Here is a 14551-nt window from a genome sequence, read left to right as displayed (position 1 = left end):
CCTTTCATCTTTATAATAGGAAGTTTTTTACGTATAGAAGTAACTATAAATAATATAACCAATAAACAGCACTACAATTAAAAAAACCATACCTTTCCAACCCATGCCACCAGAAACATCCACTAGATTTCCATTTTCTGCACGGTTTAATCCTTCATTTAAAGAGCCTAAAGGATTATTTTTTAACTCTTTTTGTCTTAAATGTTCTCTTTTTTCTTGTGGTGTATCTTTTGAATCTATAGAAATCACCTCCGTATTTATTTTCAAGCAATTTCTTTATAAAGAATGGGATTCTCTTATTCTTTATATATTACCATATTTTGAATTATAAAATAAAAAGAAGGAGCTTTAGCAAAAATATTACTAAATGCTCCTTCTTAATTAGTTGGAGGTATTCATCACACCATAATGAAATTTTGCCGTCAATCGCTCATATCGTTGAAACTGATACTTGGCAAACCATTCTGAACGAAAATGAGCTTTTAACACAACCCGTTTTTTTGCCACACGTTTTGCTTCACATACCCATTCATCTGTTAACGAAGCATGCTCTCCAGCTATTCGGAGCGCCTCAAAATTAGTAGCTTCATCAATAATCTCCTCAAACATTGGGTCCATGTAGACAACATCAAAAGATTTGTCCGGCAATTTTTTCAAGTAACGAGTGGCTTCATCTTGAACTACCTCAATATGACGCATACACGCCGTTAATGGTAGCTCTGTTGTATCATAGGTTTGCATCCCCTGTTTGACAATAAACGCCACATTTGGATTTGCCTCAAGCCCTACAACACGCCCTTTTCCACCAACTGTATATGCGGCAAGCATTGCATCCGCAGCAAGTCCAAGTGTACAATCAAGCAATGAATCGCCTATTTCCAGCCGTGCCGCTTCTAAAAATGGCTCCTCTTCTCCACGAGCTACACGCTTTAAGCGAAATGCTGCTGAATTGGGATGAAAGAAAAACGGTTCATTTGTGCCCAAAGCATAGTATTCAAATCGTTTTTTTCCAGCAACTATTACATGTGCCTGTTGTTCCTCCGAGATTTTACGAATAGAACGTTTTTTTCGTGGCTCAAAGGAAGCCCCTAATTCATTATAGGCAAAAGCAGCGAGCGCCATCGATACATCGTCTGGTCTGCCCGCTGTCGTAACAATAGTCTTTATTTCTCGCATGTTTGCTCTAAAACACCTGTTAAATGAGTAACGATTTGTTCCACTGGAAACCCTTCAATTTGTTCACGTGGAATAAAGTATGCTAATTCCCCATCCTTTAAAATCGCCATTGAAGGTGAGCTTGGTGGGACATCCTCAAAATAACTACGCATCGCTGCAGTCGCCTCTGGATCCTGACCTGCAAAAACCGTTACCAGATGATCAGGCTTTACCGCCGCCACAGCCTCACGAGCTGCCGGACGTGCCAGCCCAGCCGCACAACCACAAACCGAGTTAATCACCACCAACGAAGTCCCCTTCGTCTCCGCCATAAATTCATTCACCGCATCAGCCGTCGTCAGCTCCGTAAAGCCAGCCCCAACCAGCTCCTCACGCATCGGTTTCACAACCTGCTTCATATATTCATCGTACGCGTTCATGCTTTTACCCTCTTTCATATGTATTCGCAAAGGTTATTATAGCAAGGTTTCTCACGAATGTACAAAAACATGCTTTTATCTAATTTCGCAGGTTTTCGGGGGAAATGTGACTTTTTTGTGATTTTGGTGACTTTTTTGTGTAACGAAGTGTTGTTAAAATTCGGGTCGTTACACACCTGAAAAATGGAATTACTTAGTATATAAATAATATAAGAAAGACCTGGTATCATTTTGAAAATGGCCCTGGTCATTTATTTATATGGCTTAAACGTCTAAAATTGATCACCAAAATTAACACATATTATATTTTCATCATTATGAATCATCCTGATTACGTTGTAGCCTTGTTCTCGTAAAAGATTTAGGGCAATTTCATCTGTTAATGTCTCATGTTCTTCATGAGTCAAAAATAAGCTGGATAAACCTATAATCGCTAAATCATCTGGTTTACGTTTGAATAAAAAACGTACTGGCACTATTGTTTCGTAACTCATGATCTCCACCACCTTTTACAGATATTTCTACATTGCATGGTGAATAACCTTCTTACTAACAATAAAATCAGATACTAACACTTTCATTTATTGGAATTACGGATATTGTTATCTAATTTTTATATACAATTAAAAATAAATTTCCTAGAATGGTAAATAGTAGAATAGATAGGAAGGAGATTGAAAATGAATACTTGCCCAAACTGTTTAGCCCAAAATTCTTTTAAAAAGTGTATACAAGATGATCACAGCTTAACTGTTTGTGAATATTGCAATTCAGTGATTGAAAAAATACCAATTTCGAGTGAAGATATTGTTGATGAGGATTTTTCTTCACCGAGGATATTTACATCTTCACTTGATCGCCCCCCAGTGTATGATGAAAAAAACATTGCTACATTTAATACTTTAATAAAAATTACACTGCTTATCGGTTTAATAATATTTGTATGTGTAATAATATATAATGTTTATACATTTTCGTATTTCTTTTAATTCTCTTGACAAGTATTCTATTTTTTATTGTTCAACACAAATAAATGTTGTATCACACAAAAGACCAGCTCGGCTAAAAATAGCTTTGCTGGTCATTGATAATTATTAGATTAATTTCAACAGGTACCTTACTTATTAGATTACTTTTTATCGAAAAGCTTTATAAAATGAACGTTTGCGCCAGTTAACCTGTTGCATAGTCTAAAGCATTTAAAATAATCAGAGCAGTTAGTAATATGGACCAACCACCTAAAAAATACGTAACAAAGCTAGACACTCCTAAAATTAATAATCGTTCGATTTGTTCCATCTGACACCTTCCTTTTCTCAAAATAAAAAGCCATGAGAAGCATTGAGAAACAGTACATGTTACTGATTCTCATAGCATATAAAAATGTCTTCCATTTTTTATGGAAGACACATGGATTTAAAAAATTTAAACATAACTTCTCTTTTCAAAACAAATACAACTTTATCATTCTATCCAGTCACTTTAGGAACAGAGGTAACTACTTCCCAATATTCTTTACCTAATCTGTTTAGCTCATTAATTAAGATTTCTGCATTTTCAGAATCCCATGTATAAGTTTGATAATCCCATTTTACATTTCCCATAAAATCCTCTCCTCTCATTTCACTACATTTCATCAAGAAGGAAAGGATTTCCTCCAGATTTAGACAATAGAAATAACGCTAAGCCTATGATTGCATTTCAAAATCTAGTTTTGTTATTTCTTTGTACTGTTTAGGAGTTATTCAAGAATAGACATTACAGTAATACTTCAGACAATTAATAAAAAAGTACCTGTTTTTTTGCACATTTGAAGCCAACAATTATCCAAAGTGATTGTGAAAACACCAAACAACAAGAAACATACTCACTATCCCCCAAGCAGTGGTACTCCATAACCACCAAATTACGGATTTAGCTTTTGATGAATTTCCCGCGTCTTCCATATTTGCTTTTATAAAAGCGACCTTACTTTCCATACCTTTTTTCATAGAAGTGAGAACAACAAATCCAATTATTATGAAACCAATAGTTATCCAAAGTAATAGGTCCACCTTTACACTCCCTTTATATAATTGAATTTCACCGCAATTTATTATAGTAAATAGATCCTACAAAGATAACAATATACCTTGTGTTAATTCAAGTGCGTTTTAGTTTATAAAATACCCTGTGAAAATAATAATCAATCCAAAATTTTACATAATAACGTATTAAAATGCTGAAATTTAAAATTCCCATAGCATTGTTTTGAAAGATTTTTCACTTAACGTTGTAAATCCGCTTTTTTCTGATGCTACCCCATTTAATTAGTGTGATCTCTTTTCTCACCATTGGCATAATTATTTTCGGGACTTAAAAATACTATATTTTGTTGATCATCCAGGGGCTAAACGCGATGCTTTTGAATGTATGCAATGGCTTGTAAAAGATGTTCTTGAGTTATATTTTGTGGAATGCTCATGAGTTATTTTTTAATGCAAGTTCAAGTACTTTACGTTGAACTATATGGAAATACTCTTCATACAAAGTATTGTTATATACATTATATTTATACATTTCTTCTGTCAATGAAACACGTACTTTTTCTTCATTCTTCCAGAGCCATTTAACTGTAATACCAAGTCCTAAATCTGATTTTTCTTCTATACTATCATCCATTACAATACCCACTGCTTTAATATGTAACTCTTTCGTAGTTATGGACATCGATTTAATATAAATAAAATCACCTATCTTAATTTTCTTTAAGATTTGATGAAGTGCAGGAGCATCATTTACACTCCAGTCTATACAAGCACAATTATTTTCAATAAATGCATTCGTTTTATCAAATTTCCCACTATATGAAGCTCCAATACCGTAAATAGCCATACATAATTCTCCTCCAAATCACTTACTATTTTAAGAAAAATCTCTACAGATATTATACCCTTAAATAGGAAAATTCGACAGTATTAATTTACAATATTTAACATATTATAATGATTTTTAACAATATATTCGAACAAATCACTATTGCTCTAGGAGAAAATAAGATTAAAAGTTAATTTTCCGTGATTTTTATAGCAATTTAATGATTGAAAAAATACCTATTGCGAGTGAAGAAATTGTTGATCAGATTTTCTTTCTTCTTAACATCTTCACTTGATCCCCCTAGTGTTTGATCAAAAAACATTGCTACATTTAATACTTTAATAATATTACGATGCCAAGCAAGAATCGCTCTGGTCAGAAGTGAAATCGCTCGACTTGCAGCAAGAACCGCTCCGGTAAGAAGTAAAATCGCTCGGCTTGCAGCAAGAACCGCTCTGGTCAGAAGAGATATCGCTCGGCTTGCAGCAAGAACCGCTCTGGTCAGAAGAGATATCGCTCGGCTCGCAGCAAGAACCGCTCTGGTTCAGAGGAGAAATCGCTCGGATGACAGCAAGAACCGCTCTGGTAAGGACAATAGTCGCTCGGCTTGCTTATCGGCCCCACCTTCATTAGTAGCATCTACCTTGTTGCTTAATTTTGGACAGACTTTTTTACTCAGCTCTCCACCTGTTATGCTGAGTGTTTTTAAATGTGAATTTTTATTATTTATCATTTTGCATTTTTATTAAAATCCAATAAGTTTACTTTAAATATCAATAGTATACAAATTTATTATTTAGTGACAACAATAGGTATTGTTGGTATATTAATTACATATATAGAAAGGAGATGTTGTCATGAAAGGTCTCTCGATTACATCACTTATACTTAGTATTATTTTTTTCTTCATGGGATTTTATAGATTATTTTTCTATTCAAACCCTGAATCCAGTGTACTTAAATCACGCAATGCATGGGTTGGTGGAGATGCTTATAATTACATAATTAACGGTACTCAAGCGACTGCATACTTTGTATTATTTGCTGCTTTTTTTATAGCATTTGTATTAATAAAAATCGCATTGCACTTGCAAAACACCATAGAGTCATCGCATAAAGAAGCGAGTAGAAAAGAAATAGATGAATATGAAATCATTAACATTAAATAATAATAAATACATTTAATATTTTTTACGTTAGACCAGGACCATATTTATGAACCTGGTCTTTTGTGTGTGTTCAGTAAATGAATCAAGTCTTAGTACTAAAAACTTTCTAACTATCGATTGTTAAAACTCTAAAACGCAAATTGTCATTTTCCTTCTATTTCAAACCTAAAACTGAATGTTATACTATTCTAAAAAGAATATGATTAAGGGGATGAAAAGTGAATGATTGGTGCTAAGACCATATTGTTAGATCAACTTCTAGCTAATGCTAATGATCGTAGTTGGTATATCTCATTCTATGAAGTAACTGATGGATTAACGGAAGAAGAAGCTTTTTGGAAACCTGATGATTCAAGTCATAGTATTGCTGAAATTGTCCAACATCTAATTTATTGGAATGAAACTTGGCAATTACGGTATAAAGAAAATCATGTTAATGCCAGTTCACAAACCAATAACAAGGCTGATACTTTTCATGTTAGAGATGAGGATACTTTCTTTGAATTAAAGGAAAAGCTGTTAAAAATACTACTTCAATGGCAAGAGCTTATTGAGGAAGAACAACTTTTATCGATTGTAAATGGATATCCTGTGAAGGCTGAATGGTGGGCAATCATATCTAATGCTGCAACTCATAATGCTTACCATATTGGACAACTAGCATATATTCGTAAAATGAAGAAATAGAAATTTGTTAGGCCTTTGGAAATACCCAGAAGTCTTTACTCTATTTTCAAAAGCTAGTTCCTCTTTTTAAAAATGCTCCTCCCCTTATTGCATATTCATACACAATCTTCCCACTGTACGCGTTCCCATTCCCTTTTTATTGGAAAATATGTATACTTAAAATTATAATTAATTGCCTCTGTAGCTATAGAAGGGAAGAGCGCCGGAAAACATTGTAGATACCGGGTCGCAAGGCAAGGGTTTCAGAAGCACCGAAAAGCAAATGAGCTGAGGCAGGTGAAATTCCTAGCCGGTGAAAGTCCGTAGGGAAGCGTGTTCCCCCTAGCCTATGCTTACGAAAGGAGTGCGGGTTCGAATCCCGTCAGAGGCATATGCTCTACAAATCCTCCAAATGTTGTTCTGAATTATCCCTTCTGTTGCATCCTATCCAATAGATAATCATTTACGACTATGTATAAATAAATAAGACCAGGCTCAATCGAATTGAGTACCTGGTCCAACTTGCTTGGTTGTAGAAATAGGAATTGAAAAGACATTGCTAGAATAACACAGCAGCCTGAACAATTTCTGAACATGAGAAGTATTACATTTTTCTCTCATCCAATACTTGTTTGCAATAGGTAAAATTTATCAAGTATTATCTCATATGACTGTCCTAAATATAATTCATTATGTGCCTTTGACTTTATGATAATATATACTTTTTACATAATAGGGATAATATTCTAAATTTGTATAACGGTTGTTAACTTTTTTGAAGCTCTTTTAGCAGTAATTTTAATTCTTCTGAGCCTATTTTATTAATATGAAGCAAATTCATTATATTTTCTATTGCATTTATTTTATTTTCAAATGCTAATGTAATCTTGTCATGATAGTCTTTCATCATGCTTCCTGGATTTAGCTCATTTAATTTCCCTTCTGCGTTTCGGAGAATTTCTAAACCATCCTCTAAACGCTTTGTAGTTAAATCATTTTCATCAGTATTATCACTATTAAAATTCCTAAAAAACGCTAGTGTTTCTTTTAATATTTCATTCACCTGCTCTATATAGTCATTCAATGTAATATCCCCCAATCTACCTATATCATAGGATAAATAGGATGTTTTGTCATTTCGAAAAATCACTACCAATTTAGCTGTTTAAATACTCAATGATGCGAAAGTAGTAAAATAATTCCTCTTGATGAAATCTCATGACATATTTAGCCTTTGAATATGTGCCTCAATCATGTTATGGACTTTTCATATTTATTAGTATAACTTTTTAGTCTGTAGCGAATAGTAATAGTGGTGCAAACACACCTATTAACTACGATGGAGGGATATTTTATGAATAACATTCGTGAAGGATTAATCCCAACAATTTTAGGGTCTGCTGTTACTGCTACTGGTTATGCATTAAAGCAAAAAAGTGGTTCTAACAAAATGATTGCCAATACTGTATTCGGTTTCGGTTTAGCGCATATTGTATTAGGTGCAATAGACCTTATTGAACATCGTCGTTAAATAGGAGAGCTCATTTTCGAGCTCTCTTTTTGATTATCAATAGAAATAACAGATTATACTCCATTCATTTTACCTTATGTTAATTTTTACATTTAATTATGGATTATTATATTTTAAAACTATACATCCCCTTTATTTTCCAATAAAATAAAGGAATAGCTTTAAAATATTAGGAGATGTAAAATAAGGAATTACTTTAATCTTGATACTATTCATATTATTCAAACAGAAACTTCATCGAATGGGGATCGTGTTAATAAAACTAATAAATGAGGGGTAAAAATATGATAAATCCAATTACTTCTACCATTGTCTTTTTTTCATATTTAATACTATTAATTATTTTGAGAATTGTTTTCTTCCATTTTGCTTTCAAAACACATAAACGGCCGCTTTCAATGTTTTATGATACGACACTTTTTATTGCAACGACAATATGGCTAATTACTATTAGAGAAATCATTTGGTTTAATTATGAATCCTCCATACTTTGGCTAGGTGCAATACTTTATCTAGTAGCCATTTGTGATTTTGGCTATAATATTTATCAATTAAAAAATATAAAGCATTCAACAAATTGAATTCGTTGAATGCTTTCAAAGGTGACTCTAGATGTCTAAAGGGATCTTTCAGTACACTTATTTTACTTCTTCCATAAACGTTCTAAGATTTTTAACTATTTCTTTAGATCTGGTATGGTGTAAATAGTGTCCTCCCTCAAGTGTCATCACTTTTCCATGTACTGAGTGTTTGACCTGCTCTTTGTGCAGATTTATCCAGTTTTCAACAGTTTCATCTTCTGTCACAAATAAAATAAGCGGTAGCTCTTTAGGGAATGTTAGATTTTCAGCTGCTGTAAAGTTTTTATAAAAGTTTTTCATTTCATTAGAGGTGCTGGTATTATAAAAGTTTTTAAGCGTAATCATCCTCGTTTGCTCTTTTGTTTCGTCATCATAGGGTAGTCCTGCATATGGATCTGTATCTTCTAGTTTTAACATCAATCTGCCTATACCTGATTTTTTAAGAAATTGAAATGTTTTTATAGGAAACTTTGTATCCATACCACCCTGTGTTGGTACACTGCTGTCAATACCTACAAATGCACTGACCTCGCTTGGATATTTATTAACATAATCTAATCCGTAAATACCTGCAATGGAATGACCCATAAGCATATATTGGTCAATATTCAATTGTTGTAGGGCTTCATGAATTTCACTTACAATATTGTCCGTGCTTCGTTCTGTATCGGTATCATCACTTAAACCGTATCCAAAAGGCTCAATGATGACGACCTTATAATATGGAGCTAGCTCTTTCACAAGCGGCTTAAAATCAAGTGCCGGGGCCGCTGTTCCAAAACCTGGTAGAAGTACCACTGTTTCTTCACCATTTCCTTGAATTGTGACATTCATATTTTGTCCGTTTACGGATACAAGCTGACCATAGGATTCTATTTTTCCTTGTTCTATTTTGTTGCAAACAATATTTACGATAAATACAATCGCTAGTACAAGGACAATTGCCACAGCTATTATGCCAATTGATTTAAGTATAATTTTTAATACTTTATTCATCTGTAGACACGAGAGGTTAGAAAACCGTTGAGGTCGTTTTTCACCTGTACTCGTGCTTTCCCTCCTTTTCATAACACCATGATGATTCCTGGTGGCTTATTCCAGCTTCTTTATGGGCTGTTAACGAAAGTATATATGATGAAGATGTATTCTCTATGACAACAATATGAACGCAATATGAACAACAAAAAAATGTTACAACTTAAGTGCACAAGTCGTAACATTTAGAATTGGTTTTAATCTGTTGGTGCTATGATAGGTAATGTGACAATGAAAGTCGTGCCTTGCCCAAGCTGGCTTTGCACTTGGATGTCTCCCTGATGAAGTGATACAATCTGTTTCACAATAGCCAATCCCATACCACTCCCCTCATACTTACGGCTATGGGAGCGATCAGCTTTAAAAAACCGTTCGAATATACGCTTTTGATCCTCTAAAGAAATTCCAATGCCCATATCAGCTACTCGGACTATTACATGATTGGTCTCTTGTTTTATGCTAACATCAATCCTGTCACCATCATTTGAAAATTTGATGCTATTGGTAAGAATATTTGTCCATACTTGATTTAATTGATCATAATCTGACATTAGGCGAACAGCCTGTAAATTGACATTAAAATGAATGTTTCTAGCAGACCATTGCGGCTGAATGGCGATGATAACTCGTCTAATTTGTTCATCAAGACTAAATGAGGCAAGCTGTAATGGCTGTGCTTTCGATTCAAGTAAACTCAGCTTTAGCAGGCTATCACTCATCTTGGACATTCGATTCGCTTCAGCAATGATAATATCGAGATAACGACTTTTCTCGTCTTCAGAAAGGTCGACTTGCTTCAATGCTAAAGCGTAGCCCGAGATTGAAGTAAGTGGCGACTGTACTTCATGAGAAACATTGGATACGAAATCTCTTCGCATCTGCTCAAGCTGCCGTAAATCGTGGGCCATTTCTTCAAAGCTCCGAGCCAAGGTACCTAGCTCACCCGATTGCTTAATATTCAGCTCGACATTGAAATCTCCTTCTGCTATATGCCTAGTAGCTTTTGTTAATTTTTTGATTGGCTTTACAAAAAACATCGCCGCTACTAAAAACACAAGGCTTCCTAATACAAGGGCATATGTTGAAAAATTCAATATCAATTTTATTGCCAACGAGGTAGAAGGTAAGGAGATTGGTTCTACAAACATCGCTTTGGTACCCATTTCAGTTGTTAAAGGCATTCCTAAGAGAATAGATGAAACACCACTTGACTCCACTTGAACAACCTCTCCAGACAATACTTTGCTGATCTCTTCATTTGTCACATCTGCAAATTTATCGCCGTTCGACTCTCCGAAACTTTGAAACTGCCCCGTTTCTTCATAAATGCGTATATGATAAGATTTGAGCTGATTCATTTCGCTTACGAATTTCTCCGCTTCATGATACGGTAATGTATCAAAGATTAGCGCAATGTCCTGTCCAAAGTTCAGTAAGGGGATTTGCAAGTTTTCGTTCAATTTATCTTTAAATATCCATGTTGCCACGAAAAAGGAAATGATTGTACCACCTATTACGGCAACTAAGAACGTTACTACGACACGTGTATATAAAGATCGAATCATCCAGTAACCTCGAGCCGGTAGCCAAGCCCACGTACCGTCTCTATTTGAAATTCTGTTGAAGTTGCGAATCTCTCCCGTAGGCGCTTTATATGTACATCGATTGTTCGATTATCTCCTGTAAAATCAAGCCCCCAAACCTGATCGATCAGTTGCTCCCGTGTATAGACCTGCCCCGGTGTTTCAGCAAGCTTGTATAGCAATTCAAACTCTTTGAGCGGCAGCGAAATAGACTCGGCTCCTCTCATAACCTTATACGTTTGACGATCAAGTGTAATAGTACCAAGCCTAATAGTCTGTGTGGAGCCAATTTTGTAGCGCTTTAGTAATGCTTTTATACGCACCGTTAACTCTAACGGATCAAAGGGCTTTGTCAAATAATCATCCGTTCCTAGTTCGAAACCTTTCACCTTCTCCCACGTTTCACCTCTTGCAGTCAGCATAAGTAACGGGAGTTCAGTATTTACTCTACGTAGCTCCTTACATAAAGCCCAACCATCCATCGTCGGCATCATTATATCAAGCACTACAAGATCAATATGCGTTGTGTAATAAATGGTCAGCGCCTCTTTACCATCCTTTGCTTCGATTGTTGTGAATCCATCCTTGCGCAAAAATAAGCAGACGAGTTCGCGAATGTTCGCATCATCGTCAGCAACAAGTATAGTAGGCATTCGTTTCCTCTTTTCCATTCTAGATTTACGGTACAATTATACAATAAATTTCATTCCATTACCTTTTGGAGCTAGCATCCGTTTTCACATCATCTTTGCACAAAAAAAGACTGTAAACAAACATGTGTTTGTCTACAATCTACGCAATCTATTTATACAATTCCTTATAAACAATCACTTTTAAAGCCATAATCTCTTCGTCTGTTAATTTTCCTTGAACTTCCTGAAGAACCTCATCCCTTGTCATTGAACCATTTTGCACTTTTTCTCGAATAGTATTCAGCTCCGAGATTCCCACTTTTTGAATTAAGACTTTGGTAGCCTCTTCTTTTGTTGTAAACGGTAATTTACTGCTGTCAGCCGTTTTTGCCTCCTCCATAAACGATTTAAGTTCAGGATCACTTTCAATCGTATTCTTAATTTCTTCGATTTCACCACTATTCTTTAATTCTGTTGAAACCGTCTCCACTATTTTATCGGAGGCAAACTTCGTACCGTAGTGATACACTCCGTAACCAATAACGCCAAGGAAAATTAGAAATATTAATAGGAATTTAATGAATCTCATATCTCACACTCCTTTATCCTAAAGATAATAATACTATATAGAATGCTGAGAAGAGAAATGATAGCCTTTGGTGGATAGTGGGGACATGAAAATTTGGTTGATTATCTGCAAATTTCTTAGACAACAAACATTAAAAGTTGGCATCTTAGATAAACCAATTACTGTAGATATACATTTCATTCCCTAAAATGGATGAACCAATTTTAGAGGGATTTTTAATTGATTGTTTGGATTAAACAAACTTATTTTACAAAATAATAGTATAATATAACAGCAATCAATATATTGGGGATAGCCATTAGAAATGAATTAGCAGTAAATTTATTTCTCTCATCCCTATGCTCCCTTGTTTCAGTAGCTAAGTTTGCACGCATACGATCGCCACTCACCATTGAGCCTGACATAATCATTGCAATTACAATTAACGCACAGCCAATGATTCCTGAAATGAAATAGGCTCTTTCCATCCCCCATAGAAGCATCGATATCGAGACACCTATGATGGATAAAATTGTGCCAATGAATAAATATTTCATCTAAACACCCCCATTACCTATAATACGATTGCCTTCCATATTTTGTTTCAACTATGGAAAATTTCAACCAAAAAGACGATAATAGACTATGAAGAAGATATATATCTACATAAAGTGAGGTGAATTTCCTTGACGATAAGCTCATTATCTAGTGAGAATTTATTGATTACACAAAAACTATTACAAGATGTTTCTGATAATAAGAAATTAAATTTATCTGCAGAACAAAAAATTGCCTTTAAGGAAGTATTAACTGAAACTCTTTTAGGCAATGGCATTAATACTATTTCTGACATACAGAAACAATCCATCATCAATGAACTAAAAAAATCAAATGGTCTCAATAATTATCTTTATGGTCTCAATCCAACAACATTGGATGGCAGCAATGTATCGACAATTCAACAACAGATTTTTAACAGTTTAGGGCTTTCGAATCCAAACACCCTATCCACGTCTAATCCTTTATTGACTGCCCTTAGCAATACTGTAGCAAATGAAAGTGCTACCTCAAAAATTGGGAACAATGCTGCGACAAAGACAAAAGCAATGGCATCCTATCGACAGCAATCTCCTATTAGTTTGAGTACAAATATGGGTGCCTTGGCCTCAAGGATTGGCGACATTAGATCAGGCTTTTTTATTTAAAAGGTTATCTTCTTCTCGTTAAAGAAACGGCATAATGCCCTCCCTTTAACATTTCATACTAAAAAGCAGGATTCTCTTTGGAAGGGGAATCCTGCTTTTAGAAGTTTTTCTATTCCTAACTCAATTTTTACTTAACATATTTTAAATACTTTTTAACAAAATCTACGATGTAATACACTTCCTCTTCGGTAATATTTAACAAATTAGAAACTCTTTGTCGTTTTGCAGGGGATTTTAATTGTTCCTTCACTTGATCGATTCTCATATATTTACATTTCCGTGGATTCACTTGATCCCTAATTTGCTTGTATCGAGTGTAAGCGTAGCGAGCAAGTGCATTCAGCATTTCGCGCTCCTGCTCATCTCGTTGCTGATTCTTAGCAACTGCATCGATTATCTCAGTATCGAATGTCCATGTACCATCTGTAAATTGCATAGTACCACCTCTCTAATTACTGTCATGGTCCTTAAACCATTAATCATTCTCCTAATCTTAGTAAATGCATGATAAAAAGCCACACCTAGTTAGATGTGACCCCTTGTTTAATTTTTAATTGTATCTAATCTGAGAAATTGAGCGATTTTTGGGTTGACCTGAGCGACTTTTGGGTTCAACTGAGCTACTTTTCTGTTGTGCCGAGCGACTTTTGGGTTCACCTGAGCAGTTTTCTATCGTGCCGAGCGACTTTTGGGTTTACCTGAGCAGTTTTTCTGTCGAGCCGAGCGACTTTTAGGTTCACCGAGCAATTTTTCTGTCGAGCCGAGCGACTTTTAGGTTCACTTGAGCAGTTTTTCTATCGTGCCGAGCGACTTTTGGGTTCACCTGAGTAGTTTTTCTATCGCGCCGAGCGACTTTTGGGTTCACCTGAGTTACTTTTCTGTCGAGCCGAGTAACTTTTGGGTTTACCTGAGCAGTTTTTCTGTCGTGCCGAGCGACTTTTAGGTTCACCTTAGAAGTTTTTCTATTGTGCTGAGCGACTTTTAGGTTCACCGAGCAATTTTTCTGTCGAGCCGAGCGACTTTTGGGTCTACCTGAGCTACTTTTCTGTCGAGCCGAGCGACTTTTGGGTTCAACTGAGCAGTTTTTCTATCGTGCCAAGTGACTTTTGGGTCTATCTGAGCAACTTTTC

21 protein-coding genes are annotated in these 14551 nt (G+C 35.2%); 6 read left to right on the top strand and 15 right to left on the bottom strand.

Annotated elements, in window-relative coordinates; genetic code table 11:
• Nucleotides 1–27 precede the first annotated feature (27 nt).
• The 4 genes from AC2CGN_RS07305 to AC2CGN_RS07290 all read right to left on the bottom strand — a co-directional run bounded on the left by AC2CGN_RS07305 (nucleotide 28) and on the right by AC2CGN_RS07290 (nucleotide 2089).
• Nucleotides 28–240 carry a DUF6366 family protein gene (locus tag AC2CGN_RS07305; RefSeq protein ID WP_286923055.1) on the bottom strand — a complete coding sequence of 71 codons (213 nt, stop codon included), beginning with the start codon at nucleotides 238–240 and terminating at the stop codon, nucleotides 28–30.
• A gap of 141 nt (nucleotides 241–381) precedes the next feature.
• Nucleotides 382–1176, bottom strand: coding sequence for a class I SAM-dependent methyltransferase (locus AC2CGN_RS07300; RefSeq protein ID WP_484512971.1), 795 nt, complete (start codon nucleotides 1174–1176; stop codon nucleotides 382–384).
• Nucleotides 1164–1595 (bottom strand): BrxA/BrxB family bacilliredoxin, encoded by a 432-nt coding sequence (locus tag AC2CGN_RS07295; protein WP_283872387.1) that lies wholly within the window; start codon nucleotides 1593–1595, stop codon nucleotides 1164–1166. The genes AC2CGN_RS07300 and AC2CGN_RS07295 overlap by 13 nt, the downstream gene beginning before the upstream one ends.
• 272 nt (nucleotides 1596–1867) lie before the next feature.
• Complete coding sequence (locus AC2CGN_RS07290; protein WP_484512969.1) at nucleotides 1868–2089, bottom strand: hypothetical protein; 222 nt, start codon at nucleotides 2087–2089, stop codon at nucleotides 1868–1870.
• Nucleotides 2090–2275: 186 nt separating this feature from the next.
• Here AC2CGN_RS07290 and AC2CGN_RS07285 point away from each other — a divergent pair, with 186 nt between their 5' ends.
• Entirely contained in the window at nucleotides 2276–2584 is a 309-nt protein-coding gene (locus AC2CGN_RS07285; RefSeq protein ID WP_484512967.1) for a hypothetical protein, read from the top strand.
• Nucleotides 2585–2768: 184 nt separating this feature from the next.
• On the opposite strand, the gene AC2CGN_RS07280 is transcribed toward AC2CGN_RS07285, so the two are convergent.
• From AC2CGN_RS07280 to AC2CGN_RS07265, 4 genes are all read right to left on the bottom strand, one after another.
• Nucleotides 2769–2894, bottom strand: coding sequence for a phage holin family protein (locus AC2CGN_RS07280; RefSeq protein WP_484512965.1), 126 nt, complete (start codon nucleotides 2892–2894; stop codon nucleotides 2769–2771).
• Nucleotides 2895–3064: 170 nt separating this feature from the next.
• Nucleotides 3065–3199: a hypothetical protein gene (locus tag AC2CGN_RS07275; RefSeq protein ID WP_286923039.1), complete on the bottom strand. Its 135-nt coding sequence runs from the start codon at nucleotides 3197–3199 to the stop codon at nucleotides 3065–3067.
• A 219-nt stretch (nucleotides 3200–3418) separates the two neighbouring features.
• A complete protein-coding gene (locus AC2CGN_RS07270; RefSeq protein ID WP_484512963.1) occupies nucleotides 3419–3649 on the bottom strand; it encodes a hypothetical protein in 231 nt (76 codons plus the stop codon).
• Nucleotides 3650–4055: 406 nt separating this feature from the next.
• Complete coding sequence (locus AC2CGN_RS07265) at nucleotides 4056–4469, bottom strand: hypothetical protein (RefSeq protein ID WP_484512961.1); 414 nt, start codon at nucleotides 4467–4469, stop codon at nucleotides 4056–4058.
• An 839-nt stretch (nucleotides 4470–5308) separates the two neighbouring features.
• Here AC2CGN_RS07265 and AC2CGN_RS07260 point away from each other — a divergent pair.
• A complete protein-coding gene (locus AC2CGN_RS07260; protein WP_484512959.1) occupies nucleotides 5309–5620 on the top strand; it encodes a hypothetical protein in 312 nt (103 codons plus the stop codon).
• A gap of 222 nt (nucleotides 5621–5842) precedes the next feature.
• A complete protein-coding gene (locus AC2CGN_RS07255) occupies nucleotides 5843–6307 on the top strand; it encodes a DinB family protein (RefSeq protein WP_484512957.1) in 465 nt (154 codons plus the stop codon).
• Nucleotides 6308–7052: 745 nt separating this feature from the next.
• Here AC2CGN_RS07255 and AC2CGN_RS07250 read toward each other — a convergent pair.
• The gene (locus AC2CGN_RS07250) at nucleotides 7053–7370 is read right to left on the bottom strand and encodes a hypothetical protein (RefSeq protein WP_484512955.1); all 318 of its coding nucleotides are present in this window, start codon (nucleotides 7368–7370) and stop codon (nucleotides 7053–7055) included.
• 270 nt (nucleotides 7371–7640) lie between these two features.
• On the opposite strand from AC2CGN_RS07250, the gene AC2CGN_RS07245 reads away from it, so the two are divergent.
• A complete protein-coding gene (locus AC2CGN_RS07245; RefSeq protein ID WP_283872278.1) occupies nucleotides 7641–7817 on the top strand; it encodes an asparagine synthase in 177 nt (58 codons plus the stop codon).
• Nucleotides 7818–8101: 284 nt separating this feature from the next.
• On the top strand, nucleotides 8102–8398 hold the full coding sequence (locus AC2CGN_RS07240; RefSeq protein ID WP_286923044.1) for a hypothetical protein: 297 nt from the start codon (nucleotides 8102–8104) through the stop codon (nucleotides 8396–8398).
• A gap of 57 nt (nucleotides 8399–8455) precedes the next feature.
• Here the strand turns inward: AC2CGN_RS07240 and AC2CGN_RS07235 are convergent, their stop codons facing one another.
• The 5 genes from AC2CGN_RS07235 to AC2CGN_RS07215 all read right to left on the bottom strand — a co-directional run bounded on the left by AC2CGN_RS07235 (nucleotide 8456) and on the right by AC2CGN_RS07215 (nucleotide 12773).
• Entirely contained in the window at nucleotides 8456–9394 is a 939-nt protein-coding gene (locus AC2CGN_RS07235) for an alpha/beta hydrolase (RefSeq protein ID WP_484512953.1), read from the bottom strand.
• A gap of 236 nt (nucleotides 9395–9630) precedes the next feature.
• Nucleotides 9631–10998 (bottom strand): sensor histidine kinase, encoded by a 1368-nt coding sequence (locus AC2CGN_RS07230; RefSeq protein WP_484512951.1) that lies wholly within the window; start codon nucleotides 10996–10998, stop codon nucleotides 9631–9633.
• A complete protein-coding gene (locus tag AC2CGN_RS07225; RefSeq protein WP_429987204.1) occupies nucleotides 10995–11669 on the bottom strand; it encodes a response regulator transcription factor in 675 nt (224 codons plus the stop codon). The genes AC2CGN_RS07230 and AC2CGN_RS07225 overlap by 4 nt, the downstream gene beginning before the upstream one ends.
• Before the next feature lie 148 nt (nucleotides 11670–11817).
• Nucleotides 11818–12237 (bottom strand): hypothetical protein, encoded by a 420-nt coding sequence (locus AC2CGN_RS07220; protein ID WP_286923048.1) that lies wholly within the window; start codon nucleotides 12235–12237, stop codon nucleotides 11818–11820.
• A 242-nt stretch (nucleotides 12238–12479) separates the two neighbouring features.
• Entirely contained in the window at nucleotides 12480–12773 is a 294-nt protein-coding gene (locus AC2CGN_RS07215; protein ID WP_484512948.1) for a DUF5316 domain-containing protein, read from the bottom strand.
• 129 nt (nucleotides 12774–12902) lie between these two features.
• Here AC2CGN_RS07215 and AC2CGN_RS07210 point away from each other — a divergent pair, with 129 nt between their 5' ends.
• On the top strand, nucleotides 12903–13421 hold the full coding sequence (locus AC2CGN_RS07210) for a hypothetical protein (protein WP_429981573.1): 519 nt from the start codon (nucleotides 12903–12905) through the stop codon (nucleotides 13419–13421).
• Between the two features lie 127 nt (nucleotides 13422–13548).
• Here AC2CGN_RS07210 and AC2CGN_RS07205 read toward each other — a convergent pair whose 3' ends face one another.
• A complete protein-coding gene (locus AC2CGN_RS07205) occupies nucleotides 13549–13857 on the bottom strand; it encodes a hypothetical protein (RefSeq protein ID WP_286923051.1) in 309 nt (102 codons plus the stop codon).
• Nucleotides 13858–14551: the final 694 nt, after the last annotated feature.

The sequence above is a fragment of the Lysinibacillus sp. DFXJR4 genome (assembly GCF_057196045.1).
The sequence above is the reverse complement of the archived record's forward strand: the minus strand, read 5'-3'. Positions and strand labels throughout refer to the sequence as shown.